At 39.1% G+C, this 25293-nt stretch carries 23 protein-coding genes, 1 tRNA gene and 1 pseudogene; 7 read left to right on the top strand and 18 right to left on the bottom strand.

Annotation, left to right across the window (positions count from 1 at the left end; genetic code table 11):
* Positions 1–480: 480 nt before the first annotated feature.
* From H6G73_RS09260 to H6G73_RS09195, 12 genes and pseudogenes are all read right to left on the bottom strand, one after another.
* On the bottom strand, positions 481–1695 hold the full coding sequence (locus H6G73_RS09260) for a hypothetical protein (RefSeq protein WP_190603567.1): 1215 nt from the start codon (positions 1693–1695) through the stop codon (positions 481–483).
* A gap of 45 nt (positions 1696–1740) precedes the next feature.
* A complete protein-coding gene (locus tag H6G73_RS09255; protein ID WP_190603565.1) occupies positions 1741–2439 on the bottom strand; it encodes an ATP-dependent Zn protease in 699 nt (232 codons plus the stop codon).
* A 102-nt stretch (positions 2440–2541) separates the two neighbouring features.
* Positions 2542–3356: pseudogene (locus H6G73_RS24380) on the bottom strand (AAA-like domain-containing protein).
* Positions 3357–3560: 204 nt separating this feature from the next.
* The gene (locus tag H6G73_RS09235; protein WP_190603562.1) at positions 3561–4286 is read right to left on the bottom strand and encodes a carbonic anhydrase; all 726 of its coding nucleotides are present in this window, start codon (positions 4284–4286) and stop codon (positions 3561–3563) included.
* Between the two features lie 139 nt (positions 4287–4425).
* The gene (locus H6G73_RS09230) at positions 4426–5052 is read right to left on the bottom strand and encodes a retron system putative HNH endonuclease (RefSeq protein ID WP_190603560.1); all 627 of its coding nucleotides are present in this window, start codon (positions 5050–5052) and stop codon (positions 4426–4428) included.
* Positions 5049–6386, bottom strand: a complete 1338-nt coding sequence (locus tag H6G73_RS09225; RefSeq protein WP_190603558.1) for an AAA family ATPase — start codon at positions 6384–6386, stop codon at positions 5049–5051. Before H6G73_RS09225 ends, H6G73_RS09230 begins: the two co-directional genes overlap by 4 nt.
* 9 nt (positions 6387–6395) lie before the next feature.
* Entirely contained in the window at positions 6396–7124 is a 729-nt protein-coding gene (locus tag H6G73_RS09220) for an ABC transporter ATP-binding protein (protein ID WP_190603786.1), read from the bottom strand.
* A gap of 111 nt (positions 7125–7235) precedes the next feature.
* On the bottom strand, positions 7236–7463 hold the full coding sequence (locus H6G73_RS09215; RefSeq protein WP_190603556.1) for an indolepyruvate ferredoxin oxidoreductase subunit alpha: 228 nt from the start codon (positions 7461–7463) through the stop codon (positions 7236–7238).
* A gap of 63 nt (positions 7464–7526) precedes the next feature.
* Positions 7527–8738, bottom strand: a complete 1212-nt coding sequence (locus H6G73_RS09210; protein WP_190603554.1) for an ATP phosphoribosyltransferase regulatory subunit — start codon at positions 8736–8738, stop codon at positions 7527–7529.
* Complete coding sequence (locus H6G73_RS09205) at positions 8738–9685, bottom strand: J domain-containing protein (RefSeq protein ID WP_190603552.1); 948 nt, start codon at positions 9683–9685, stop codon at positions 8738–8740. The genes H6G73_RS09210 and H6G73_RS09205 overlap by 1 nt, the downstream gene beginning before the upstream one ends.
* An 89-nt stretch (positions 9686–9774) precedes the next feature.
* Positions 9775–10587, bottom strand: coding sequence for an inositol monophosphatase family protein (locus H6G73_RS09200; RefSeq protein ID WP_190603550.1), 813 nt, complete (start codon positions 10585–10587; stop codon positions 9775–9777).
* A gap of 77 nt (positions 10588–10664) precedes the next feature.
* Positions 10665–11189, bottom strand: a complete 525-nt coding sequence (locus H6G73_RS09195) for a thermonuclease family protein (RefSeq protein ID WP_313947572.1) — start codon at positions 11187–11189, stop codon at positions 10665–10667.
* Here H6G73_RS09195 and H6G73_RS24950 point away from each other — a divergent pair.
* The gene (locus H6G73_RS24950) at positions 11119–11274 is read left to right on the top strand and encodes a hypothetical protein (protein ID WP_244997526.1); all 156 of its coding nucleotides are present in this window, start codon (positions 11119–11121) and stop codon (positions 11272–11274) included. The genes H6G73_RS09195 and H6G73_RS24950 overlap by 71 nt on opposite strands.
* Here H6G73_RS24950 and H6G73_RS09190 read toward each other — a convergent pair.
* Positions 11260–11628, bottom strand: coding sequence for a 2Fe-2S iron-sulfur cluster-binding protein (locus H6G73_RS09190; RefSeq protein WP_190603547.1), 369 nt, complete (start codon positions 11626–11628; stop codon positions 11260–11262). The genes H6G73_RS24950 and H6G73_RS09190 overlap by 15 nt on opposite strands.
* 109 nt (positions 11629–11737) lie before the next feature.
* On the opposite strand from H6G73_RS09190, the gene H6G73_RS09185 reads away from it, so the two are divergent.
* Both H6G73_RS09185 and H6G73_RS09180 read left to right on the top strand, forming a co-directional pair.
* A tRNA-Ser gene (locus tag H6G73_RS09185) sits at positions 11738–11824 on the top strand.
* Between the two features lie 334 nt (positions 11825–12158).
* A complete protein-coding gene (locus H6G73_RS09180; RefSeq protein WP_190603545.1) occupies positions 12159–14186 on the top strand; it encodes a glycoside hydrolase family 10 protein in 2028 nt (675 codons plus the stop codon).
* Positions 14187–14328: 142 nt separating this feature from the next.
* Here H6G73_RS09180 and H6G73_RS09175 read toward each other — a convergent pair whose 3' ends face one another.
* On the bottom strand, positions 14329–15495 hold the full coding sequence (locus H6G73_RS09175; protein WP_190603785.1) for a cysteine desulfurase family protein: 1167 nt from the start codon (positions 15493–15495) through the stop codon (positions 14329–14331).
* Positions 15496–15688: 193 nt separating this feature from the next.
* Here H6G73_RS09175 and H6G73_RS09170 point away from each other — a divergent pair, with 193 nt between their 5' ends.
* Together H6G73_RS09170 and H6G73_RS09165 are read left to right on the top strand one after the other, a co-directional pair.
* On the top strand, positions 15689–17320 hold the full coding sequence (locus H6G73_RS09170; RefSeq protein WP_190603543.1) for a DUF655 domain-containing protein: 1632 nt from the start codon (positions 15689–15691) through the stop codon (positions 17318–17320).
* A gap of 132 nt (positions 17321–17452) precedes the next feature.
* Positions 17453–17698 (top strand): ChaB family protein, encoded by a 246-nt coding sequence (locus tag H6G73_RS09165; protein ID WP_190603541.1) that lies wholly within the window; start codon positions 17453–17455, stop codon positions 17696–17698.
* A 215-nt stretch (positions 17699–17913) separates the two neighbouring features.
* On the opposite strand, the gene H6G73_RS09160 is transcribed toward H6G73_RS09165, so the two are convergent.
* Both H6G73_RS09160 and H6G73_RS09155 read right to left on the bottom strand, forming a co-directional pair.
* Entirely contained in the window at positions 17914–19764 is a 1851-nt protein-coding gene (locus tag H6G73_RS09160) for an ArnT family glycosyltransferase (RefSeq protein WP_190603539.1), read from the bottom strand.
* 131 nt (positions 19765–19895) lie between these two features.
* On the bottom strand, positions 19896–20522 hold the full coding sequence (locus H6G73_RS09155) for a hypothetical protein (RefSeq protein ID WP_190603537.1): 627 nt from the start codon (positions 20520–20522) through the stop codon (positions 19896–19898).
* Positions 20523–21116: 594 nt separating this feature from the next.
* Between H6G73_RS09155 and H6G73_RS09150 the strand changes: the two genes are divergently transcribed.
* Positions 21117–21449, top strand: a complete 333-nt coding sequence (locus H6G73_RS09150) for a DUF565 domain-containing protein (protein WP_190603535.1) — start codon at positions 21117–21119, stop codon at positions 21447–21449.
* A 4-nt stretch (positions 21450–21453) separates the two neighbouring features.
* A complete protein-coding gene (locus H6G73_RS09145; protein WP_190603533.1) occupies positions 21454–22509 on the top strand; it encodes a glycerate kinase in 1056 nt (351 codons plus the stop codon).
* A gap of 189 nt (positions 22510–22698) precedes the next feature.
* Here the strand turns inward: H6G73_RS09145 and H6G73_RS09140 are convergent, their stop codons facing one another.
* Complete coding sequence (locus tag H6G73_RS09140; protein ID WP_190603531.1) at positions 22699–24156, bottom strand: protein adenylyltransferase SelO; 1458 nt, start codon at positions 24154–24156, stop codon at positions 22699–22701.
* A 77-nt stretch (positions 24157–24233) separates the two neighbouring features.
* Positions 24234–25145 (bottom strand): hypothetical protein, encoded by a 912-nt coding sequence (locus H6G73_RS09135; RefSeq protein WP_190603529.1) that lies wholly within the window; start codon positions 25143–25145, stop codon positions 24234–24236.
* Between the last annotated feature and the right edge of the window lie 148 nt (positions 25146–25293).

Raw genomic sequence — 25293 nt, 5'->3', positions numbered from 1 at the left:
GGGTTAGTTATCAGGGTGCATCTACTGTTTAAATGTTCTGGGCTTTTGTCTGATAACCGGAAAAATTTGGGTGTATTATTTGTGGATATTTTGAAGCTAAAAGAAAAAACCCCTAGCAGTGTTAGCCAACTAGGGGGGGTTAGTTATCAGGGTGCATCTACTGACTAAATGTTCTTAGGTTATTTCCTCTGACCCGGAAAAATTTGGGTGTATTATTTGTGGATATTTTGAAGCTAAAAGAAAAAACCCCTAGCAGTGTTAGCCAACTAGGGGGGTTAGTTATCAGGGTGCATCTACCACTTATATGTTCTGAGTTTTGTGGCTTGGGTCAGGATAAATTTTTGTTCGGTTGATAGGTCAGGTTTTTTTGACTTTTGACAGTTGACTTTCTTGGTGCGATCGCTAGAATGATTGATGTTGAATCTAGTCACCTGGTACTGTCTCAACCCTGTATGTCTATAGTTGGGTGCAACAAAGTGATTAAGGTACTGGAGAATAAACCCCAGATTTGGCAAAGCGGATATCATTCCCTGTTAAATTAACATGGTAAGTCCAACTAGCCATTACTCCTGTAGGGTTGGTACTGGAAACGTTGCCACCAATAGCTTGAACTTGCCATCCAGCTTGTACAAATTGACGACAATGTAGCTTTTGATTATCAATATTTAAACAATTATCAAAAAACTTTGGTTCTACCTGGTGTAAGTTAATCTGGTCTAATGAAACCTGGGCACGTTTAGCAGCATCTTTTTTAATTGCCGCAGCTATGGAAGTGGGTAAACTTTGCACACCATCGGGAAGGGGAGAAAATCTCTGGTCAGGAATAGCAGTGGTAGGAATATAGTAATAGTAGCGATTAGCGCCGCTATTCACAATCATTTGCCAACCAGTTTGTTCTACATCTGGACAAATTCCCATCTCTGGTCTAGTTGGCCCTTCACCACTACTTCTACACCAATTCCATTTGGTCGATTTAATGCTTTCAACTTTGAGATTAGCTGTTAAGATATGATGGCGGCTAACAACATCTTGTAATACTTTCAAGCCCATATCCCAAGACATGGTGTTGACATTTCTGGGGAGAAAGGAAATTAAATTGCCATAATTTAAAGGTTGACCATTTAATCCTAAAAAAATCGGTTTCTCTTGATTTTTAACAAGAATGCGCCATCCTAAAATAGGTTTAACTTTACAAGCTGCGTTAATAGGACATGGGGGAAGTCCTTTGGTTAATTGAGCGGCAACAATAGTAATTTGCTTTGGTTTCAGTGATAATTGTTTTGATAAGCTAGCAAGAATAGTTTTATTTAAACTAGCAGGAGCATCAAGAGTAATAAATCCATTATTAGTAATATAATAAACCCAATTTTCACTGGGACTACTCATAGTTACACTCCAACCTTGACGTGACACAGCTTTACATGGTTGGGAACGAATTTCTCCTAAGTTATTTGGTAAACAATCTTGCCAAGTGGTGCGTTGAGATTTAGTGACTTTGATTAACCGGGGATTAATTTCTAATTGCTGGGCCATTTTCTGGCGAACAGCTGTTTCTAGGTTTGGTGGTAAAGTTTGAGGAATGGGGGAAGCGATCGCTTCTGGCAGAGAATTGGGGTTAAATTTTATCAATGGTAAAGTTAGGCAAGTTATGCCAACTAGCCCCAGTACACCAGATACAAGAATTTTAGTTTTCATGATTTTTCTGCTTTTTGTGCAGTTTTCTGGTGTCTTTGACTAAATTTACAGGATTTCTGTTTCTGCTGGTAATAATCTCTTAATAACTTGCTGACATTCTGCTACCCCAGCTTTTTGTTGCATAGCTGTCACTAAGGCTTGGTAACTGGATAAATTGCTTTGGATGAGGTTTTTAGCTTGGAGGAGATGCAGTCTTTGTTTTTGCTGACAGACTGCTTCTGAACAACCTACAGCTTGCAAAACTTCCCTTAACTTGGCTTTATCATCTCCTCCACCTTCCATAGAGTTAAAAACCAAAGTTTCTGCGGCAATTCCCGCCATCCACATAGTACAGTAGCGGTCTAACATTTGGGCGCTAATTTTATTTTCTTGCAGTTGTGCTGCCAACTCCTCATCATTGAAAGTCACACCACCTAAACCTGGTTGTCCTTGCTGCCACGCTTCCCACGCGCTGAGAGTGTAACCGGTGATGGGAATTCCCAACAGATAAGCAGCGAGAAAATGACCTGCTTCGTGATGAATGATGCGATCGCGATATGCTGGAGAAAATCTTGCTAACCAATCTAATAGAATTGTCCCTCCTTTGCCTTCAAAGCTAAAGTTATCTAAGGTGGCTATACCCAAAAACCCCACCGTTGCTAAAGCTGGTATTGTTGGAGAAAGATGTATTAACGGGCCTAACAGGCTAGAGAGGGTCATTAAAAAGACAGATATAGCAATTAAATTGATAGCTGTTTGACTCATTTTGAATATTTTGATTTTCTGATGTTAATGATTTGGATTTTCATATAATCTCAATTATACAGCTAGCATTGAACCCTTGTAGTTTGGCTCAGGTATTGTTGTTTACAAATATTTTTGAAAATACTTACTATATAAATTACAGCGTGGTAATACCCTATCTCCTTGAAATTTTACCAGTCCAACACTATGCAATTTAAATTTAGTTACTGTCGGTAGCTTGGCAGAGTTATTAATAACTAAATCTTTCATTGCATTTTTTAATTCCGGCTGCTGTCTAAGAATTAAACTTTGACGATGTAAATGGTCTGCATAGATACTCGATGAACTTGTGGGATTTTGTAGTATCTGTGTTAAAGTAACATTTCTGTTGGCTATATCATAAAGAGTAAGACGTACTAAAAATGGATGTCCACCCACTAGCATCATTAATTTTTCAACTTCTGTTTCATCCCAATCGAGTTGATACCTTTGAACTCAATCTAAAATCTGTTGATTATTAAATTCAGGTAATTCTACAGACAAATCTACATTAAATGGCGATTGATTAATATCAAGAGAAATGTAAACTTCTGTAGAATGTACAATTACTAATCGTAGTTTTTGCCAAATCTCACGCCGTTTGCCTTCTTCATGTAAAGCGCGTAGTAGTCCAAAAAATATCGGTAAATTTCTGGATATTCAAAAACCTTATCAACCTCATCTAAACCCAGGGTTAGTAGCTGATTAATTGTTGGTAGTAGATATTCTTCAAAATAGGCTTTACATGCCATGCTACTACCCACAATTTCTGCTAAATCCCAATAATCATCAATTTGATTCGGGATATTTAAAGCTAAACCAACACTGGCACAAAACCAACGCAAAAACTTATCTGAATTGACAAAAACCTGCTGTGCTGCAAGTTGGAAATCTAATATGACAGCACAATCCCCATGAGAGGATGTCTGAAATCCTGACCACGGTATCCACCCTTGATTTTCTTTCCTGAGTCATAACCAACATCCTTGGATACCATTGTTGCTGTTTCCACCGATTGGCTATCCATAATTCAAATTCTATTACGCGAACGGTGAGTAGTATCAGATAAAAATATTAAAAATCAAAAATATTCTCTTTATTATTTAATTGATAATTTGCACTTTACCTGTATCTAAATCATAAAAAGCACCAACAATCTTTAACTTATGTTCTTGAATTAACTTAGCTAAAGTTGGACTTTGTTGTAATTTTTCCACTTGATATTTAATGTTAGCAATTATGGCATTTTGATTATCATTACCTGGTACCTTGATATTGAATAAAGCTGGTTTAATACCATCGACAATCAAACCGATTTTTCCTGGTAAAGGTTCATTTTTAACAGCCTCAGCTACTGCACCACAACGTTCATGACCTAAGACTACTATTAGTTGTGAACCTAAAACTAATGTAGAATATTCAAGATTACCAATAGCCATATCACTGGCAACATTACCCGCAACCCGCACAACAAATAAATCTCCAATGCCTTGGTCAAAAATAATTTCTGCTGGTACACGAGAATCAGCACAACCTAATATAGAGGCAAAAGGTGTTTGTCCTTTCGCTACACTTTGTAGTCTTGCTTGAGACTGGTGAGGATATTTACGTTTTTGCGTGATAAATCTTTGATTCCCTGATAGTAATCTTCTTAAAGCTTCATTAGCATTAATTGGTGTAAATTTTTCTGGTTGCGTATCTGCAATAGCTGTTTTTTGTATTGGCTCTAAAATGTGACTAAACGTAGTTACACCTCCAATACCGATACTACTGATACCAAACAATCTCATTAAATGGCGACGACCAATAAAACCGTTAATTTTACTCATTCATTCACCTGACAATTTTATATAGTTGTCAGGAAGATATCAAAATAATTTACATATTTACAGTACCTAAATACACGATTTAACGGTGATTTAATTATTGTGCAAATAATATAAACATATTTTTGACAAGCTAGATTTTTTATAATCTCTTACTCAGATAATAAATAATATGTTGGCAGTATGGTTTATACTTACCTTCTAAATCCTTACAATTAAATTCATCAATTTTTTTCTTGATTTCTTCTTTAGTCCATGTTTTATTGGGAAATTTTTTGTTTAAAGCATTAATGACAGTATCTAATTCAGTTTTACGATTTTCTTTAAGAGTTTGAAAATTAAGATTTAGAACTTCATTTAGTTCATAGTCTATAGTGGAATTATCAGAGAATATTTTTCCTGTAGAACTATATTTAATATAAATTTCGCAGTTTTTAGAATCGGCTGGATTAATAGTAATTTCTATATCACCTTTTCTAGGATTACAATGCTGATTTGACTTGCTAGTACCTCGATTACCTGAACAAGAAGCAAGAAGGTTTTTATAGTTTATTTGTAATTCTGGATATTTACTTTCTGGTTGCCAATGCTCAATTTCCATATTTGCTTCTGATATTCTTCGCATACAGTAGCAACAAATATAGCCTTGTTCAGCTAATAATGCTCTTTTTAAAGGTTCTTTTGGATGATAGCCATCATAATTTGCTCCTTCTATTTGTCTATATTGCAATAAACAATGAGGTTCTGTTCCCTTAATAATGCGCTTCATTCTACCCTGTTTAAAAAATCAATAAGTGTATTAGCTCTGATTATATCTAAATCATTTTCTCCCAATAAATCAGATAATTCTTTGAGTTTGATTTTCGCTTCTTCCAACCTGCCATCATCTATTAATTCAAAGCAACTATCTATTCTTTTTTGCATTTGAGCAGGTCTTTTTTCTACACCCATTACTTCAAATAGAATTGAGTTACTGTCTCTACCAAAAGTGTGGGGTGTCAATTCTAAAACTTTTGCATCTTCTAAAATAAATACATTTTCTCTATTCACTCCACTCAAGACTTGAGGAGAATGAGTTGTAACAATGAACTGGCAATTTGGAAATGTTCTTCTAAAGCTGGGAATGACAATTCTTTGCCATTGAGGATGTAAATGTAAATCTATTTCATCAATTAATATTATTCCTGTTCCTTTTTCTAGTAATTCTGAAGCGTTAGTAATACTAGGATTTAAAATTGCTAACCTTCTTGCTATGTCAACTACTAACATTAGCAAGGTTTTTTCACCATCAGAAAGCTGATCTAGTTTAAAGTTTTCACCATTTTTTTTGATAACTAATGAAGGTTTAATTAGTTGACGAATACCAGATTCTTTATCAGAACTAACTCTTACTATATGTAAATCAGAAAATTGGGTATTGGGAAAGCCTTCCAAAAATTCTTTTAATGCTTTTCTGACAATTTCTAAATTAGGGTTTCTAAAGTTATTATCTTCTCTTAATCTAACTTCATTTTCATATTCTTCTTGTTCTTTAAACCAATACAAAAAATCTCTGAAATCATTGACATTTTTAGAAAATGCTGTTTTATAAGCATCAATTTGATTATTTATATAAGTTTGTTCCGTTTCGTCTTTAGTTATATCTTTAATAGACGCAGAATTTATTAATATTCTATTTGTTTGATAATAAACTAATATTGGTAAACTTAAATCTGGCTGATTATTAAGTTTTTCAATTATTTGTACGGCATAGCTATTAATTGTTTGCTTATACGCTGCGGTTTTTAGTCGATATTTTTTATATTTATGTGTGAAACTTTCCCATAAAATTTTTGTTTCTGAGTCAATAACCAAATTAATTTTATTATGTGTTGTTTCTGAGTTTATGTTAATATCATCTGTTGATATATCAAACTCTAATTTCTTTTTGCTTGTCTTTTGTAAGATAGATACAAATTGTGAAAGAATGACAGCAATACTATCTAAAATCGATGATTTACCTGAACCATTGATGCCAATAAAAACAGCTACATCTGAAGGAAGTTCCAATTGCAATTCTTGAAACCCTCGAAAATTTTGTAAATGTAATTCTTCAATATACATAAATTATATTTAATGCCCCTTCCCTGCACCTAAATATAATTCTCCTACCTTTGGATCATTCAACAAATCCCTACCAGGCCCAGACATCGCATCCCGTCCTGACTCTAAAACATAACCTGTATCAGCCATTTCCAAGGCTTTACGGGCATTCTGCTCTACTAAAACAATAGCAGTACCAGTTTGATTAATTTGTTTAATTTGCTCAAATACTTGCGTTACTAAAATTGGAGATAAGGCCGCAGAAGGTTCATCTAATAATAATAAACTGGGTTCTAACATTAACGCCTTACCCATTGCTAACATCTGCCTTTCCCCACCAGATAAAGTTCCTGCCCGTTGAGAACGGCGATCGCTTAATCTAGGGAACATAGTATAAATTTTATCTTTCAGCGGCTTGAGGGGTACATTACGAACAAAAGCTCCCATCTCTAAATTTTCTTCGATGGTCAAAGAGGGGAAGACATTAGCAATTTGCGGCACATAACACATTCCCCGTTGGACAATTTGGTCAGATTTTAAGCCAGCAATATTTTCGTTTTTAAAGTTAATTGTGCCTGTGTGGGGTTTTAATAATCCAAAGATGGTTTTGGCTAAGGTGGATTTACCTGCACCATTGGGGCCGATGACTGTCACTAATTCCCCTGGTAAAACACGAAAATTTATACCTTGCAGGATATCGACATCTTTAATATACCCAGCATGGACATTTTCAACTTCTAATAGGTAGTCATTGGTCATTGGTGATTGGTCATGAATGATTGTCATTGATTGTTGGTCATTGGTGATTGGGCATGAGATATGGGTGCTAACTCACCTTTTCCCTGTCCCCTATCACCTATCACCTTTTACCTAATCTGGGGTTTTTTGCAAATCAGGTCTTTCTTGGGCAACGATCGCATCCTCTACGGGGCAAACTTGCAGACAAATGCCACAGTCGATACAGGTAGCAAAGTCAATCCAGTACCAATCTGTACCTTTGACGTTTTTACCTGGCCCTTCATGAATGCAAGCAACCGGACAAGCAGATACGCAGTCAGCTACGCCTTCGCAAACGTCTGTCACAATTGTATGTGGCATATTCTCGTTCCCCTCTCTTTTGTTAATCAGCTATTTCTAGCTTAACAATTAGTAATGTTCCTGTTAACGCACAGCTTCTATAGTGGGTGTGCCATCGTCTTTAATCCAGGCAATTTGAGCAATTGAGCGATCGCTGGCGTAGTTTCGCACCACTTCGGCATCTTGATTGCCTAATTCCATTTCTACTCGTACTAACTGAGTAGAATCACGCAATTTCTGGGCATAGGCAAAAGCAGCCGCATTGGCACTTGCTGTTTCTGGCACTACTAACCAATTACTAGCAGGGGTTGTTTGCGGTAATTGCTGCCGTGATGACAGCACTTGATAGACATCCTCAATATTTAAAACAAAGCCGATACCGGGGATATTTTCGCCTTGGGGATGATATAAACCCAGTAATTGGTCATAACGTCCGCCTCGCCCTAAAACCTGGGCTTGTCCGTCAATATCGCTGACGACTTCAAAGACAATGCCTGTGTAGTAGTCAATGGTTTGAATTAAGCTCAAGTCCAGGATTAAGGAAAATTTGCCTTCAGATTCTAGTAACTCTACTAAGGATTTGAGGTTGTTAACTGCTTCTTGTTGGTCAGGGTCAAGATTCAAACTGCTGACTTTCTGCAAGACATCGGCACTGTTACCCCGCAAGTCCAACATCATTCTGGCACGTTCGTGCAGTTCTTCACTGAGTGGGAGACTATCGAGGGTCACTCGGTCTAAGTGAGCGATCGCATTTCTGACCTTACTTTGCAAATTCACCGGAAATGCTTGCAGTAAAGAGCGAGTAATTCCCGCTTCTCCCAGGATTAAATGCCATCCTGGTAAATCCAAAGCTTCTAAACAATTAGCAACTAACAGCAATACTTCCGCATTTGCTAATAAACCACCAGCACCTAATAACTCCACTCCAGCTTGATAAAACTCTTGCTGGCGATTGTGACGACTTTCCCAATTGCGACGAAATACATTTGTATTATAATACAAGCGTTGTGGATACGCACTATTTGTCATTCTTGTCACAACTGTACGCGCAATGGAGGCTGTGAGTTCGGGACGTAAACCCAATTCCTCATCCTGCCCATTTTGCAATTGAATCACCATTTGGCGTTGAATTGCTTCACCTGCCATTAAGGTATCCATGCGTTCCAAAGTTGAGGTGATAATCCGGTGATATCCCCAACTATGAAATACTTTTTGTAGCCTTTCTTCAATCCAGCGTTTTTGAGCTACATCTAAAGGTAATAAGTCTCTCGCTCCCGCTGCTGGTTGATACACCATTATTTTTTCTTCCCGCCAAACAAACCGCCAAATAAACCGCCACTTCCAGATTTTTCTGGTTGCTTTTCTCCAGATTGTGGAGAGGTTTTCACTTGATTATCACTGGGTTTAATGCCTAAAGCTTTATCAACTTTTGGTTTCCATTCCAAAGCCAGTTTGTCTTTAGGATTGAGTTTCAGTGCGTTATCAAAGTGAACTTTCGCCATTTTCAGTTGATTTTGCCGCAAATATACCACAGCCATCAAGCTATGGCTACGATGATTTTTTGGCTCTAACTTCAAGGCATCTTGCAATTCTACTTTGGCTTGGGCAAATTGGTTTTTCTCAATTAAGGTTTGGGCCCGGCGTAAGTATTGTTCTACCACAGATACTTGTATGGGAGATTGGGTTGGGGCTGGTGGAGTATTACTTGTTGGTGCTGGAGCATTAGTAAATGACTGTGGGCTTGTTTGCGGTTGAGCGATGATTTTACCTGCGTTCTTCATCAGGTAGACTAAATTTAACTCACTCACCTGAGCAATCATCTGCCTGGCTTCTGACAGTTGGTCATATTGAGTTTCGGCAATTTTGGCGATCGCACTTTTGTACAATGTCTCAACATTGCTAGCTGCCATTAAATTTTGTGCCAATTCTGTATTAATTGGCAAGTTATCTGCATCTTGAATTAAACGCCTACTAGTTTGCGACAACACTAACAAATACTCTACCCGGTTCCGTTCTCCAGATAATTTTTCATAAGCTGGATTCACCAACTTAGACAATAATTCACTCGCTACTTCCTTATCACTATCGCTTCCAGGCTGAAATTTATCTGGATGTAAGCGCCTAGCTATTTGCAGATAACGTTTACGAATTTCTTTCCCATCCGCATCAACTGGTACTCCCAAAATTGCGTAATGGTCTATCAAATCATATTTAAATAATCCAGTTTCTATTTGTAAATACATAGGAGAGGCTTACACCCTATTAGAATTTATATGTGTTTGCACTGACCGTACTGAAATCCTTCAGTGGTCAGCTTTTATATAATCGTTGCCTAGCACCACGTTGATAAAGGGGGAACGTTGATTAATTCTTGACTCAGCTTGTTGTGAATATGACCATTAGTTGCTAGGAGTCTACCAGATTCTATCTTGACTGGACTACCATCATAGGCGGAGACTTGCCCTCCTGCTTCCTTCACTAAAATTATACCAGCAGCCACATCCCAAGGGGCAATCCCTCTCTCCCAATATCCATCCACACGCCCACAGGCAACATAAGCCAAATCAAGGGATGCAGCACCACCTCTTCTTACTCCTTGAGTTTGATGGGTGAGGTGACAAAATTCTGCGTAGTTATTATCCGTAGTTTCCCGTCTATCATAGGCAAATCCCGTTACCAATAGACTTTTACTTAATTCAGCGGTTTGAGAAACTTTCATGGGGCGACGGTTGCGTGTAGCCCCTAAACCAGCCGCAGCTTGAAATAATTCGTTATGGAATGGATCATAAATCACCCCTACCTGAGGAATACCCCCAATCAATAAACCAATAGACACAGCAAAGCAGGGATATTGATGGGCGTAGTTAGTAGTGCCATCCAGGGGGTCAATAGCCCACAAATATTCATTATCTTGGTCGCCAATTTTGCCAGATTCCTCAGCCAAAATCGAGTGGTGGGGCAAGTGACGATGTAAAACTTCCAAAATCACTTTTTCCGATGCTTTATCAGCAGCCGTAACTAAATCACCAGGACGGCCTTTTTCTGTAACTGAGTCTTCTAGTTGACCCAAATAATCTTGCAATACTGTACCAGCAGCTAAAGCTGCGGCTGAAGCAATATCTAAAAAAATTTGTAAATTGGTCATTGATGATTGGTGATTAGTGACGAGTGATGAGGAAAAATAATTTCCTCTGCTTCCTTATCTCCCTGTTCTTTGTTTGACTACCGATACAGACGGCGAAACTCGGATGGAGTCAGGCGCATGGGTTTTTCTGGACTCCAAATTCCTTGACCCATTAGTCTTGCCCATTGTTGGGCACGGTCTAGACGGGTGTCATATTTGTGATTAGGCGATCGCCCTCCAAATAAAGCATAACCTTGCTTTACCATTTCTTCATTTAACAACACATTATCTTTCCATACATAGGCCAGAGTTCGACCAAATTTATCTTGATTTTCTAGATCAAACTCCAACTTCACAGCCGTCTGTTCACCACCAATCAAGGTTTCTAGAAATTTTTTTGCATCTTCTCCCCAAGGCCGTTGGTGTAAATCAGGTGCATCTACACCAATTAACCGTACTGGAGAAATTAAATTTGCTGTTTCCGTTAAACCTACAACCTCTAGAGTTTGTCCACTCACTACCCTTGCCACCTTCACTTCCGATGGATTCATCGTGGACACAGTTTTAGTTTGGCAACTGACTAGCAACAATAGACAACCTAATATCAAGATGTTTCGTATCACCGTACCAAAACATGGCAAAAAAGTTACCAACAAAGATGGTAACTTTAACCACCCTGACACCAAGGAAACTTTAGTCTTCATCTAAGGGTAAACCTGCCCTCACGCGACCCCTAGCAAAATACTGCCCAAACTGAAGCTCATACACTTCATCTTCATCTTGAGTTTCTACCTCCAAGTCAGACCTTGCATAACTCACACACAACAAAGCATAACCTTGACGACGCAAATCAGGAGACAGCCCAACAGCCTCTGGCTGATAAATTTCTCCAGACAGCACCCGAACAGCACAAGCAGTACAGGCCCCATTACGGCAGGAAAATGGTAATTCTATACCGTGATTTTCCGAAGTATGCAGAATATAGCGGTCTTCTGGCACTTCTAAGGTGTGAAATTCACCCGTCTGACGATTATGAATTTTAATTTTATGGGTCTGAACCATCTTGGTTTTTGATTGGCAATTTTAAGACGTTATACCTATTGTAAAAAAATTTCTAGAAAATCTTTGCATTTTTTAGTTTCTTGTTCTACAATCGTAAATCGTGACACCTGGAGAGGTGGCCGAGTGGTTGAAGGCGCAGCACTGGAAATGCTGTTATGCAGCAATGTATACGAGGGTTCGAATCCCTCCCTCTCCGTTAAAAAACTAAGTGGCAATAGATAGGCACTTAGCTGAAGAAAATGAATCTCAAAACCTTGTAAACCAAGGGTAAGAATCTGATTTTCGGATAAGTCTAATAGACATCTGATGGTAATTTAGGTTTCCTGAATAAACCTAAAACCTAGACGAGTGAAGACTTGCAGGGATATAAAAAGTAAATCAGCAGAAAGAAGAAGACAGAAGTTGCAGAAGTTGCAGGAGTTACAGAATAATTAAGACGATAGCTGCTCAATTCTGGCATTTTTTCACTCCTGTTGGCCCAGCGTGCCGCTAGCCATACTTCCGTATTCTGAACTCCTGTATTCTGAACTATGGTCTCTAGTCCTGTACAGTTCCCCGATATTCAAAACCATTGGGCGCGTTTATTCATTCAAGCGTTGGCGCAACGCCGCATTGTCAATGGTTATCGTGATGGGACTTTCCGTCCGAATAATTCTGTAACTCGTGCTGAGTTTGCGGCGATTATTGCAGCTATTTTTACGCCTACGAAAAAGCGGGAATATGTCCCGTTTACGGATATTCCAGATAATTACTGGGCTAAAAGTGCTATTCAAAAGGTTTGCGAAACGGGTTTTCTGATTGGCTATCCCGATCGCACTTTTCGTCCTAATGACAAAATATCTAAGGGTGATATCTTAGTGGCCACTGTAAATGGTTTGGACGTGGCTAGTAAGGTTGCACCTGATTTATTGGGTAAATTAGGGCAAATTTATCAAGATGCAGCCTCTATTCCCAATTATGGGACCAATCAAATAGCGATCGCTACTCGTATCGGTTGGGTGGCTAATTATCCAAATCTGAAGTTACTCAACTCTACAGCTTCCGCGACTCGTGCTGATGTAGCAGTGATGGTTTATCAGGCTTTAGTCTCAATTGGAAAAGCAGAAAAAATCACTTCTGAATACATAGTTGTTCCTCCTCCACTGGAGATTAAACCAACCACACCAACTACACCCAAGACAGTCAAAGTCAGCCATCGTCGAGAATTTCGGGGTGCATGGATAGCAACGGTGTGGAATAGTGACTGGCCCTCTCAAGGGAAAATGTCTGTTGAACAGCAAAAAGCCGAACTGCTGGAAATTATTAAAAAACTACAATCTCTCAATTTCAACGCCTTAATTTTGCAGGTGCGACCGGAAGGAGATGCTGTATATGCGTCTGGGTTGGAACCTTGGAGTGCTTGGATTAGTGGAACTCAGGGTAAAGCACCAGAACCATTTTATGATCCTTTAGAATATGCGATCGCTGAATGTCATAAACGCAATATTGAAGTTCATGCTTGGTTTAACCCATATCGTGCCAAAACTAGTAACCAAGGTTCACCTAACGTCCGTCCTCACATCGCTATCACCAACCCCGAAGCAGTTTATCAATGGGGGAGTCAATTGTGGATGGACCCTGGCTTAAAGGTCGTTCAAGACCGTGCATACAATGTCATTGTTGATGTTGTTCGTCGCTACGATATTGATGCTGTTCATCTAGACGACTACTTTTATCCCTATCCTATTAGTGGTAAATCTTTTCCCGATGATAAAACCTACGCTGCTTACAGAGCCAGTGGGGGTAAACTTAGCCTAGCAGATTGGCGACGGGAAAACGTCAATCAAATGGTGTTGCGTCTTTCCCAAGGCATTAAAGCTACTAAGTCAAATGTGAGATTTGGTATTAGTCCCTTTGGTATTTATCGTCCTGGGCAACCAGTAGGAATAGCGGGATTAGATGCCTATAATGTTTTGTATGCAGACTCGAAAAAATGGTTAGAGCAAGGTTGGATTGATTATATAGCACCCCAACTTTATTGGCGTACAGACCAAACTCAACAAAGTTATGAATCATTGCTGAAATGGTGGACATCCATTAATCCTCAACAACGCCATATTTACGTTGGTAATAATATCAGCAAACTTGATGGTAAAACTTGGAAAAACGAAGAAATCGAAAAGCAAATTAAAATCACTCGCAATTTAGCAGGTAAATTAGCACTAGGAAATATCTTTTTTAGTATGAGTTTCCTACAAAAAAATACCCTAGGTATTGCAGATGAATTTAGTTCCTATTATTCCCAACCTGCTTTAGTTCCTACTCAGTCATGGCAAAATAACACACCACCTTCTCCACCTAAAAATCTCAAATTTCAAGATGGTAAATTAAATTGGCAACCTGGTGATGAACGTCCTGTACGTTCTTGGACATTGTATCGCCAAAATGGTGATAATTGGACAATTCAGCGCATTTTATCCGCTGGTACTACCTTTGCTACAGTCCAACCAGGAACCTATGCAGTTTGTGCAGTCGATAGGTTAGCAAATGAAAGTGAAGGTGTAGTAATTTCTGTGTAATAGGTGATGAAATTTTGGATTTTGGATTTTTGTATGAATTTTTTCACTTCAATCTAAAATCTAAAATTTTCTCTGTCCAAGAGGATTTTTCTGCTTTTGCCTAGCATTCCCTGTCACCTGTCACCTGTCACCTCTTCCCTGATTAACTAATAGCTAATTCCACATTTGTTAACCTCTGCAAAACTTGTTTTACAACTATTGCAGTCCAATCAATATCAGCTACTGTTGTCTCTCTTCCCAAGGTTAAACGAATTCCTCCTAAGGCTGCTTTTTCAGAATAACCCATTGCTAACAAAATGGGACTAGGATTTAATTTTCCACTATTGCAAGCTGCACCAGCACTAATACCAATTCCCGCTAAATTTAGCTGACGCACTAATGTTTTACCACTAAGTTTTTCACCATCGGCATATTCTAGGGTAAAACTAACATGATGGGGTAAGCGATGAACTAAATCACCTGTGGGAATTAAACCAGGAACATCTGCTAAAAGTGAAAATAAGCGATCGCGCAACTCTATCAATCTTACCCTTTCTGCCGCCAATTCCTGTGCTGCTAACTCCGCAGCTACCCCAAAACCTGCGATAGCTGGTGTTGCTTGTGTTCCTGAACGCAGTCCTCTTTCTTGTCCTCCACCACCTAATAATGGCATTAATTCCACACCAGGACGCACATATAAAGCTCCTGCACCCAAGGGACCATATAATTTATGGCTAGATAAACTTAATAGGTCTACTGGCAAATTTTCCACGTCTAGAGGGATGCGTCCCGCAGCTTGAACTGCATCTGTATGGAACAAAGCACCATGTCTTCTGGCAATTTGACCCAATTCTGCAATTGGTTGAACTGTACCTACTTCACTTTGTCCATAAATTACCGATACCAACACAGTGTTATGTCGCAATGCTGCTGTTAAATCTTGGGGATTGACTCGACCTCGATTATTCACACCCAACCGAGTCACTTCCCAACCCCAATTTTCCAACATTCCTACAGTTTGAGAAATAGCTGAATGTTCGACATTAGAAATAATTATATGTTGGGGTACAGAATAACATCGAGCTACACCCATAATCGCTAAGTTATCTGCTTCCGTTCCCCCAGAGGTGAAAATAATCGATTCTGGATGAGTAGCATTAATCAGTCCCGCAACCTGTATCCTTGCTTGTTCTACTACTAAAGCTGCACGATTGCCCCATTCGTGTAAACTGGAGGGATTACCCCATTGTTGAGTTAACACTGCGTGCATAGCAGCGATCGCTTCTGGACGAGGGGGAGTAGTTGCACTGTAATCTAAATATACTTGCATATAACCAATAATTAAGTGAGTAAACACGCTGGTATAGAATTGGGAAAGCATCAACAGCTAGATTGAGTTTTTCCACAACCCTGAGAATCAATGATTTACTTTCTAAGTAAAGCTATTTTTCTACATACTTAGACATACATAATTTGGGGAATAATAATTACATTCACTCCCAATTCACTTGTAGCAGATTACCGTGTCTATTTTTCGCTGCTTCAGATATTTTTCTTATTTATTTTTATTACTCTTTACCCTCACAGGTTGCCAATCTGTTAAATCTGTAAATCAGCGTCCGCAACCACTGCCACAGGATGCCTTGATCAAAGTTTACTTTAACCATTCCCAATCAACGGAATATCAAGAACCATATCGTCAACAAACCCGTTTAGGTGATGATTTAGAACAGCAAATTATTGAGATTATTTCTCAAGCTAAATCTACGGTGGATGTTGCTGTACAGGAATTACGTTTACCAAAAATTGCTCAAGCATTAGCAGATAAACAAAAGGCTGGTGTTAAGGTGAGATTAATTTTAGAAAATAACTATTCTCGTCCTTGGAGTAGTTTCACTACATTGGAAGTTCAAAAGCTGGACAAGAGAGAACAGGAACGTTATCAAGAATTTCAAAAGTTTGTCGATATTAATCAGGATAATCAACTGACACCAAATGAAATCAATCAAAGGGATGCTTTAGTAATTATTCAAAATGCCAATATTCCTTGGATAGATGATACTGCTGATGGTTCTCAAGGCAGTAGTTTAATGCACCATAAGTTTGTGGTTGTAGACAATCGGTTTGTCATTGTCACTTCGGCAAATTTCACCTTAAGTGACGTATTTGGAGACTTCACCAACTCCAGTAGTTTGGGTAACGCTAATAATTTGCTGACAATAGACAGTCCTGAACTTGCTACTGCATTTACAGAAGAATTTAACATCATGTGGGGTGATGGGCCTGGTGGTCAACCAGATAGTCTATTTGGGGTGAAGAAACCGATGCGATCGCCTAAAACAATTATTCTCGGTGATCATCAAGTTACTGTCAATTTCTCCCCCATTTCTTCTAGTCAATCTTGGAATCAAAGCAGTAATGGTTTAATTGGTCAAACATTAGATTCGGCAACTCAATCTGTAGATTTGGCATTATTTGTCTTTTCTGAACAACGTCTAGCGAATATTCTGGAAAATCGTCACAACCAAGGTGTAGAAATTCGTGCTTTAATTGAACCCCAATTTGCCTATCGTAACTATAGTGAAGCCTTGGATATGATGGGTTTTGCTGTGAGTGATAAGTGTAAATATGAACTGGATAATCGTCCCTGGCAAAATCCCATTACTACGGTAGGTGTATCAACATTAGCCAAAGGAGATGTGCTACATCACAAGTTTTCTTTAGTTGATAATAGAACAGTCATTACAGGTTCACACAATTGGTCAGAAGCGGCAAATAATGGCAATGACGAAACTTTATTAGTAATCGAAAATCCCACTGTAGCTGCACATTATGCCAGAGAATTTAATCGTCTTTATCACAATGCCGTTTTAGGCATACCTGCCAAAATACAAGCAAAGGTAAATGCAGAAACACAAAAATGTTCACAAATTCAAAAACCTTCATCTGCTGATAGTTTACTTACTACCAAAATTAATCTCAACACAGCAACTCTAGAGGAATTAGAAAAACTTCCTGGTGTGGGAGAAAAATTAGCACAACGCATTATTATCGCTAGGCAAAAGAAAAAATTTACATCTCTACAAGATGTAGATAAAGTACCAGGAATTAGTCAGAAAACATTAGAAAAATGGGACGGATTGGTGACTTGGTAATTGTCCTGGAATCGCTGATCAATTACATATACTCTATCAAAAGTATGAGAATGAGAATATCTACTGAGCGAAAGAAGGAATATTCACCATAAATCTTTAACATAAACCCAAATTAACAATGGAAAAGGGTTTATGAGTTATACAAGAATCAGTGACTTACCTGAAGATATACAGGAAAGATTACCAGAACATGCTCAACAAATGTTTGTCGCTGCTTTTAATGCTGCACAAAGAGATGGGATGGATGAAGATAGCGCAGTAGAAGTGGCTTGGAGTAGTGTCCGTAATGAGTATGAATCAAATAGCGAGGGTAGATGGCAAAGAAAACCAGAAGACCCAGCTATCCATCATAAAGCTGTAGTTTCTGGGGGTAATTAATCAGATTAGACATCTCCTAACTAGAATATGCCAGGATACTAAAACTCCTCTCCCAACATCTCCTTGTAAGAGAGATGTTTTGAAACCCCTATTTCTAACAAGGGAATAGGGGTTAGATTTGAGATACTTTGATGCTAATCAAAATACTTTTCCACCAACCTCTTAAAAGCATTCCATGTAGAATTTCTCTACACAACTTATTTGCCATAACCTGTTTAAGAAATATCTAATTTTTCCTTTTTAATTGTGTTTAAAGGAATCCGCACCAGGTGATATGCACCTTTAGTAGAGATACTTTTATAATCATCTGGGGGTAAATTCATTTCTGTAAACTTTTCTTGTTCTACTAGTAAGAGAAGAGAAGGGGGTTGTGGTTTTTTAGTTGCTTGTTTTTGAATGTAATCTAGTGCGTCTTTGGAAAATTTGATGTAATTAACTGTGGTTTGAGTGTAGAAAGTGACGCTTGGTTTTTTAAAACCAACCATTACTAACTCTTCGTTGGCTTGTCTTGATTCCACTGCTATAGCTGATAATTGTCTGAGAGGTAACTGACGTTGTCCATCCATCAAGAATAAAGCAGGCATCAAAACGATCGCTAAAAAAGCAATGAAGGTGATGATATTTACGGCAATAATCTGTTGCCAACGATAACTCAAGAGTAAAGCCGCTATGATAATGGCCGCTCCTGACCAAATAATACCACCGAAGGTTGGTAAACCTGCTTTTTGAATGAGTTCATATAATTCTGGTGCTGCTGGGTCTGGTCCGACTATTTGAGATAAGTTAAATAAAGCGATCGCTAAAATAATTGCAAAGATGACGTTAATCCAGCTACTGATGCGAAAGGATTTGATTTCACTGGGTCTGGGATGGGGTGTTGTGGTAGTTTCAGGACTGGGGAAAAGGTCACTCAATAATAATGCTACCAAGATTGCTGCTGCTGGCATTAAGGGTAAGACATAGCTGGGGAGTTTAGTAACAGCAATGGTGAAAAAGATAAATACTCCCAAAAACCAAAAAGCCGCAAATAAACCTAATTGTTGAGAACGTTCTTGATTTCGCCAATGCGATCGCTGCCAAAATTTTAGCCTAATGAGGGCCGCAGGTATGTAAACAGAATAGGGCGCGAATCCTAGTAAAACTACGACAAAATAAAAATACCAAGGGGCAGAGTGGCCATTAACTACTTCTGTAAACCGTTCTAAATTGTGATAACCGAAAAAGGAGTTAATATAATTCCAGCCGTTGCGCCAAATTACTAAGGCATACCAGGGCACTGATAAGGCCAAAATAATTACTACTCCTAATATAGGGCGCATTTCTCGCCATACTTGCCAAAATTTCCCTACATACAACACAAAAGCAATGACTATTAACCCTGGTAAAACAATTCCCACTGGGCCTTTAGTTAAAATTGCTCCAGCAATCAATACATAAAAAGCTAAATACCACTTATTAGGTAGTTTACTATTAACTCTGTTGCCATGACTTTGATTTGCATATCCCAAAAAGAAGCAGAATAAAGCAGAAGCGATACAACCGGTTAACAACATATCAGACACACCGGTTCTTCCCCACACAATCATCTCAGGATTGAGCGCCATAATTGCTGCTGCAATGCCAGGGACAACATAACGACGAATGGGGTTTCTAGTACCTGCTAATTCGTCTTTTTGAGCCAAATACCACTGAATGGTGTAAAAACCTAAAGAGATGGCTGCCAATGCTGCCAAGGCTGAAGGAACGCGGGCTGCCCATTCATTTACCCCCATGATGGCATAGGCGATCGCTTGACACCAATAAATCAATGCTGGTTTATCAAACCGAGTTTCACCATTGAAAAACGGCGTAATCCAATCTCCTGTCACCAGCATTTGTCGGGACGCTTCCGCAAATAATGGTTCGGTTTCATCAATCAAACCAATATTGCCTAAATTCCAACCAAAAGCTACCCAACCAATGACTAGTAACCAGAGGACAGATACAGTCACAGCAAGGGCTGGCTTTTGTCCTAAATTGTGAAACCATTGCTCCACAGCGCGAGGCAGACTCAATTTCAAACTCATGAACAGATAATGTATAGACACAGGAAATCGTGTCTTTCCCTAAACAATAGTTAACAATCCCTTGTCACTAGTCAATAGTCGTTAGCTATTTCGATTTTGTTCTCTATTTTGATTGGATTGTTTTCCAGCAACTACGGCGTTAATACCAGCTGCCATTCTTTAGTTTGAGCATTCCAACTTGGTGCAGAAGTTTCACCCACTACATAGGGGCCCCAATAGCGACGGGAACCATCTTGAGCGAAAGCAACCAGAATGTCTCCTTTTTCCAACTTCAAATTACCTTGGGGTAAAGATAGAACCAAACCTTGACTACTACCTTCTTGAGGGGCAAAATCCCAATGGGCAGGAATATCATATTTAGTATTTTTCTCAGCTTTTTTTGTTCCGCTTTGTCGCGCCAATAAAGCCAAGCGTACAGGTTGATCAGTTTGGTTACTCATCCGCAATAGTCCTGGCACTTTGCTTTGTTGAGACTCTACCCGATAAGCTACTACTGCGGGTGTGGGGGCTGAATTTTGGGATGTTGCCTCTGTACTGGATGTAGTGGTGACATTGGATGCACTGAGAGCGATCGCTGCTTCTCCACCTCCTGGTATAGTGGTTGTTGGTTGGTGAGATGTTTCTTCTGTTGTAGTTACGGTTGAGTCCGGCTTAGTAGACTCAAAAGATACGCTCATTTCCAAACATCCAGTCATGAGTCCTAATAACCCCAAAGCACAAGCAGTGACGGCGAAGTTCCGATACACAACAAATTTCATGATGATAATTAATTAGGAATAAGATTTTCTGTACACTTAAGCTCCAAGTCATCAATGAATCATTGATGAATCAACGAAAGTAGCATTTTTTATACATCTTGAGTATTAATTTCAAGAATGTATAACTAGTATCATTTTGTCGAGCAAATATTATCAGGGGTGAAGCCCTTTCTGCTGGACAAAACAAAAGTATCTTCTACTTCATTAGTCAGTATTTCGTCATTAATAAGCATGAAAAAATACAATTAAGATACTCAGTTAATCAATAAAATTCCATAGTTATCAATGGAATTTGGTGATACTTTTATCACCATTAACAAAGTATCCTTTAAAAATAACCTCCAAGGTATATTTGATCCCGGATAATTCAAGCTTTATCTTTAAGATAACGTTGCCACCTGCCCAAACACCACCCAATGGATAGTGATTTTGTGGGAATTTTTATTTTCTCAAGACGGTTGTTTCTATCAATGTTCAGATTCACAGCCAAGCCTATCGCTATCTACAGCATTTGCCCATAAGCTTATGCTAAAACTGCCCTTCTGAATATGCCAATATTTCAACATATCTTGACTTTTCCCCACACCCTGACTAATGCAAAATACTCGGCTCAACAATTTGTTAGATACAGCTGCTAGAAGCTTAAGTCAATGGTTTGTTAACCCTTGGCGACGTTTTTCACTGCTGCTCATTAGTTTTTTGTTTGGTTTTTTTCTGGGATCAGCAGTATCGACTACGGCTGGGCAAAAAGCAGAATTGGACATTTTCGCTGCTGCTTTTTTAGTATTACTGACAGAGATTACCAGTAGACTATTCTACAGTCGCAGTTTTTTTGCTAAACAGGCACTATGGGTAGAGGCACTCAACTATTTGAAAGTAGGTTTTATCTACAGTCTATTTCTGGAAGCCTTTAAGTTAGGTTCGTGATGTTATGAGTAATGAATGGTTCACTCAAGTTTTGACAGCAGATCGGTCATGGTTAGTTCCCGCGCAAAATCGGGCATTGGTAGATCCGGCGTTAGCGAAAACTTTTAACATCACTCCTGAAAATGTGGTTGATGCTATCGAAAAGCGATCAGCTACGCTGGGCGTTTCGCCATCGCACCTCTTACAAACAGTGTGGACTGATGTCAGCCATTACTGTCAAACTCACCTCCAAATCTCACCCCAAGGGATTTTACAGGTCTTATGGGATATCTGGCTGCCTTTGGGGATGAAACTCGCATCAGTACGCCAAGATTTAGGTAGACCTATGATTCAAGGGATTTTAGGTGGACAGGGAACTGGCAAAACTACAATGTCCAGGATTCTCTGTTTAATTCTTCAGCAGTTGGGATACCGAACTTTGAGTTTATCGTTGGATGACTTGTACAAAACCTACAGCGATCGTCTGACTTTAACGCAGCAAGACCCCCGTTTAATTTGGCGTGGCCCCCCAGGAACTCATGATATCGACTTAGGCTTAAGTTTACTCGATCAGATTCGTCAAGGCAAGAGTCAGGTGATAATTCCTCGCTTTGATAAATCTGCCCATGGAGGTGCAGGCGATCGCACCACGCCAGAAATAGTTAATAATGTGGATATAGTGTTATTTGAAGGTTGGTTTGTCGGTGTACAACCAATTTCCCCAGACGCATTTACCAACCCACCTGCACCTATCCTCACCCCAGCAGACCGAAAATTTGCCCTAGACATGAATCATCATCTGCAAAATTATCTGCCACTGTGGGAACGTTTAGATAGTCTGATTGTCCTTTATCCTACAGATTATCGTTGTTCTTTAGAGTGGAGAAAACAAGCAGAACATGACATGATCAAGTCTGGTAAATTTGGCATGACAGACAAACAAATTGAGGAATTTGTGCATTATTTTTGGCGGGCTTTACACCCAGAATTATTTATTACGCCTTTAGTTAATTCATCATCTGTAGATTTAGTTATAGAAATTAATGCCGACCATAGTTTTGGCAGGATATATGGTAGGTGAAAGAAGTTCAGAAGTTCAGGAGTTACAGAAGTTCAGGAGTTGCAGAAGTTGCAGAAGTTGCAGAAGTTGCAGAATAATTAATGCCATTGCTGCTGAGTTATGGCATATTTAAACTCCTGTTCGCGCAGCGTGGCGCAGCCATACTTCTTAACTCCTATACTCCTCCTCAATTCCCCTGCTTTTAATTTGTTATTCTCCCAATTGCAACTTTTGAACTAATTCCTTAAATGGTTGCCAATTATCTGCTTCGGCAATTGGTTCCCACACGGACTCAATCACTGGTCTTAATAATGCTGTTTTAGGATTATTGTTGACTAAATTTTTGGCAATAATATCTAATTCATCAGGGTCAAGATGATTGAGAATTTGATGATAAAGCAGACACCAATTATCAAAAACTGGTGATGTTCCCGCACCAGGAACGATATCTGAACCATTCATCACCAAAGCGGGATCATCTCGCCAGGTTCTTCCAAAAGTCCCAGCCATGTCTGCAAAGAATTGATGATAGCCAACTTGACTTTCATGTAAAAAAGTAATGGTTAAACTTAACAATTCATCCAGATGAGGTAGTGACAAATTCTCAAAACCTAACTTTTTCAACATTAAATTGCGATATTCGGCGTGATAATATTCCTCAAATTTTCCTAACCCAGCTTGCAAATCTTGACTACCAATTACTGCCTGTAAAGGTGCTTGCAGCATCTCTAAATTCCAATAACAAATACTAGGCTGCTGACTGTAACAATAACGTTTATAGTAATCAAAGTATGCGGCAGTAAAATACAGGTCGTAGGTGGGGATAAAGGCATAGGGGCCATAGTCAAAGCTTTCCCCTGTAATGGACATATTGTCAGTGTTGAGGACGGCATGACAAAAACCTGCTGCCATCCATTGTGCGACTAACTCGGCAACTCGCTTGACTAATTCTGCATAGAATAAAGCATATTTATCAGTTTCACCATGTAAATGCTGGTAATAATAGGCGATTACATGGTCTAACAGCTTTTTGATTAAGTCTGGTCGCTTTAAATAATGTAAGCGTTCAAAATTACCAAATCGGATATGAGACTGGCTCATTCTAATCATGACAGATGAGCGAGTGGGTGAAGGTTCATCGCCACGCCATAGAGATAAGCCAGTTTCAATCATACTCAAGCAACGAGAAGTTCTCACCCCTAAGCGCTGTAGTGCTTCTGCGGCTAAAACTTCCCGCACTCCACCTTTGAGGGTGAGCATTCCATCACCACCGCGAGAGTAAGGTGTTCTCCCAGAACCTTTTGTACCGAAGTCATATAAGGTATCGTCAGTACCCCGCACCTGTCCAAATAAGAAACCTCTACCATCACCTAATTGGGGATTATATTGACCAAATTGATAACCGTGATAACGTAGGGCTAAAAAAGGTTTGCGTCCCTGGAATTGACCAAAGGCTGTGATAAAATCTTCATCTGTAACAGCCTGGGGATCAAGCCCTAATTTAGGTAGCAGTGTATCATTACGCCAACGCAGAATATGTTGGGGAAATTCTGCGGCTTCAACTTCATCATAGTAGTCATTACCCAGAGATTCTATAGCAGCTTCATAGGTAAGATTGAGAAGGGGATTACCGGAACGGGTGTGATTGGGAGTTTCAGCCAGAGTCATTACGAGTACAGCTTAATTCATCTTTTCTTCATCCTACATCTGGTTCCACCTAAATCAAAAATAAGCGATCGCTCTCTTCAAGAAAAGCTCAATACATGACCAGAATGGGCAAACCACCAATATACTAAACCCAATCCCACCACCGTCAAAATGCCTATCAAAATCTTCGGTAAATGATTTGGCTTTGGTGGCAAAGTTTCTGTAACTTGGATATCTTTTAAGGGAAACTTATAGAATAATTCATCAGCCCTGACTTCGTTGGTAACTACTAAATTCACACCAGGCCAGATATATTGTCGGTTATAGGCATTTGGCCCTTTTTTCACACCTCCAAAAATATCAAATAAAGCATCATCAAAATAAGTTGTATCTGTGACAGCTTGGTTATGGAAAGCAATCAAAGGAGGATTTTTATCTTTGTTGGAAAGGGAAAAGTAGATTTGTTTCTCTTTGCTAGCTATACAGTCAAAGTTAGATTGTTTTTGATACCATGACCGGTTGACCCAAGATTCAGGTTTCACCAGAGTGTCATCAGCACCGTGCATGATAGCCACAGGGACATTTAATTTGCTACCTGTATCACAAATGTTAATGGGTGTTTTTGCAAATGGAGAACCAACTAGTTTTAAAATACAGATAGCTATTTGGGGAATACCCATCTCTGTACTGGGAGCAGGATCAGCAGTGAGAATTTGTTGAGGAATAAATTTACCTTGGGTTTGGGGGTCAACGAAAGCAGGCCAACTCAGTGCTAACAAACCTCCCAGAGAATGACCGAATACATAGAAGTCAAACTCTTTTTGGACAAGACTGGGATTATCTTCGCCTAGTTTATCCCAAGCTTGAGTAGTCATAGCGATCGCATTTTCAATCCATTCCTGTGGTGGATATACCAGACTATATGCCACAGTAGAAACCAGATTGATTAAATGCTTGCCATAGTTGCGTTTAAACCAAGAATAAAAAATCGTCACCACTACAATAGACATCTCCGAAAAAGAATGAAATTATGATATAACCAGATAAAATAGCGTATCTACCCTGGTATTATGAGCAACATAGTCGAGTATATTCATAACAATCCTGAAGAATCTCAAAGATTATTAGGACTGCATTATGAACAGTTAAAACAACTTA

The organism is Richelia sinica FACHB-800, from assembly GCF_014698825.1.
Taxonomy (GTDB): Bacteria; Cyanobacteriota; Cyanobacteriia; order Cyanobacteriales; family Nostocaceae; genus FACHB-800.
The sequence above is the reverse complement of the archived record's forward strand: the minus strand, read 5'-3'. Positions and strand labels throughout refer to the sequence as shown.

What these genes read in the sequence shown, in the direction of transcription:
- H6G73_RS09180 (WP_190603545.1), top strand. Translation starts at nt 12,159, where the DNA reads ATGGTCTCTAGTCCTGTACAGTTCCCCGATATTCAAAACCATTGGGCG.
- H6G73_RS09230 (WP_190603560.1), bottom strand. Translation starts at nt 5,052, where the DNA reads ATGAAGCGCATTATTAAGGGAACAGAACCTCATTGTTTATTGCAATAT.
- H6G73_RS09190 (WP_190603547.1), bottom strand. Translation starts at nt 11,628, where the DNA reads ATGGTTCAGACCCATAAAATTAAAATTCATAATCGTCAGACGGGTGAA.
- H6G73_RS09165 (WP_190603541.1), top strand. Translation starts at nt 17,453, where the DNA reads ATGAGTTATACAAGAATCAGTGACTTACCTGAAGATATACAGGAAAGA.
- H6G73_RS09255 (WP_190603565.1), bottom strand. Translation starts at nt 2,439, where the DNA reads ATGAGTCAAACAGCTATCAATTTAATTGCTATATCTGTCTTTTTAATG.
- H6G73_RS09210 (WP_190603554.1), bottom strand. Translation starts at nt 8,738, where the DNA reads ATGGTGTATCAACCAGCAGCGGGAGCGAGAGACTTATTACCTTTAGAT.
- H6G73_RS09140 (WP_190603531.1), bottom strand. Translation starts at nt 24,156, where the DNA reads ATGACTCTGGCTGAAACTCCCAATCACACCCGTTCCGGTAATCCCCTT.
- H6G73_RS09145 (WP_190603533.1), top strand. Translation starts at nt 21,454, where the DNA reads ATGAGTAATGAATGGTTCACTCAAGTTTTGACAGCAGATCGGTCATGG.
- H6G73_RS09150 (WP_190603535.1), top strand. Translation starts at nt 21,117, where the DNA reads ATGCAAAATACTCGGCTCAACAATTTGTTAGATACAGCTGCTAGAAGC.
- H6G73_RS09215 (WP_190603556.1), bottom strand. Translation starts at nt 7,463, where the DNA reads ATGCCACATACAATTGTGACAGACGTTTGCGAAGGCGTAGCTGACTGC.
- H6G73_RS09235 (WP_190603562.1), bottom strand. Translation starts at nt 4,286, where the DNA reads ATGAGTAAAATTAACGGTTTTATTGGTCGTCGCCATTTAATGAGATTG.
- H6G73_RS09135 (WP_190603529.1), bottom strand. Translation starts at nt 25,145, where the DNA reads ATGTCTATTGTAGTGGTGACGATTTTTTATTCTTGGTTTAAACGCAAC.
- H6G73_RS09155 (WP_190603537.1), bottom strand. Translation starts at nt 20,522, where the DNA reads ATGAAATTTGTTGTGTATCGGAACTTCGCCGTCACTGCTTGTGCTTTG.
- H6G73_RS09200 (WP_190603550.1), bottom strand. Translation starts at nt 10,587, where the DNA reads ATGACCAATTTACAAATTTTTTTAGATATTGCTTCAGCCGCAGCTTTA.
- H6G73_RS09175 (WP_190603785.1), bottom strand. Translation starts at nt 15,495, where the DNA reads ATGCAAGTATATTTAGATTACAGTGCAACTACTCCCCCTCGTCCAGAA.
- H6G73_RS09225 (WP_190603558.1), bottom strand. Translation starts at nt 6,386, where the DNA reads ATGTATATTGAAGAATTACATTTACAAAATTTTCGAGGGTTTCAAGAA.
- H6G73_RS09205 (WP_190603552.1), bottom strand. Translation starts at nt 9,685, where the DNA reads ATGTATTTACAAATAGAAACTGGATTATTTAAATATGATTTGATAGAC.
- H6G73_RS09160 (WP_190603539.1), bottom strand. Translation starts at nt 19,764, where the DNA reads ATGAGTTTGAAATTGAGTCTGCCTCGCGCTGTGGAGCAATGGTTTCAC.
- H6G73_RS09220 (WP_190603786.1), bottom strand. Translation starts at nt 7,124, where the DNA reads ATGACCAATGACTACCTATTAGAAGTTGAAAATGTCCATGCTGGGTAT.
- H6G73_RS09260 (WP_190603567.1), bottom strand. Translation starts at nt 1,695, where the DNA reads ATGAAAACTAAAATTCTTGTATCTGGTGTACTGGGGCTAGTTGGCATA.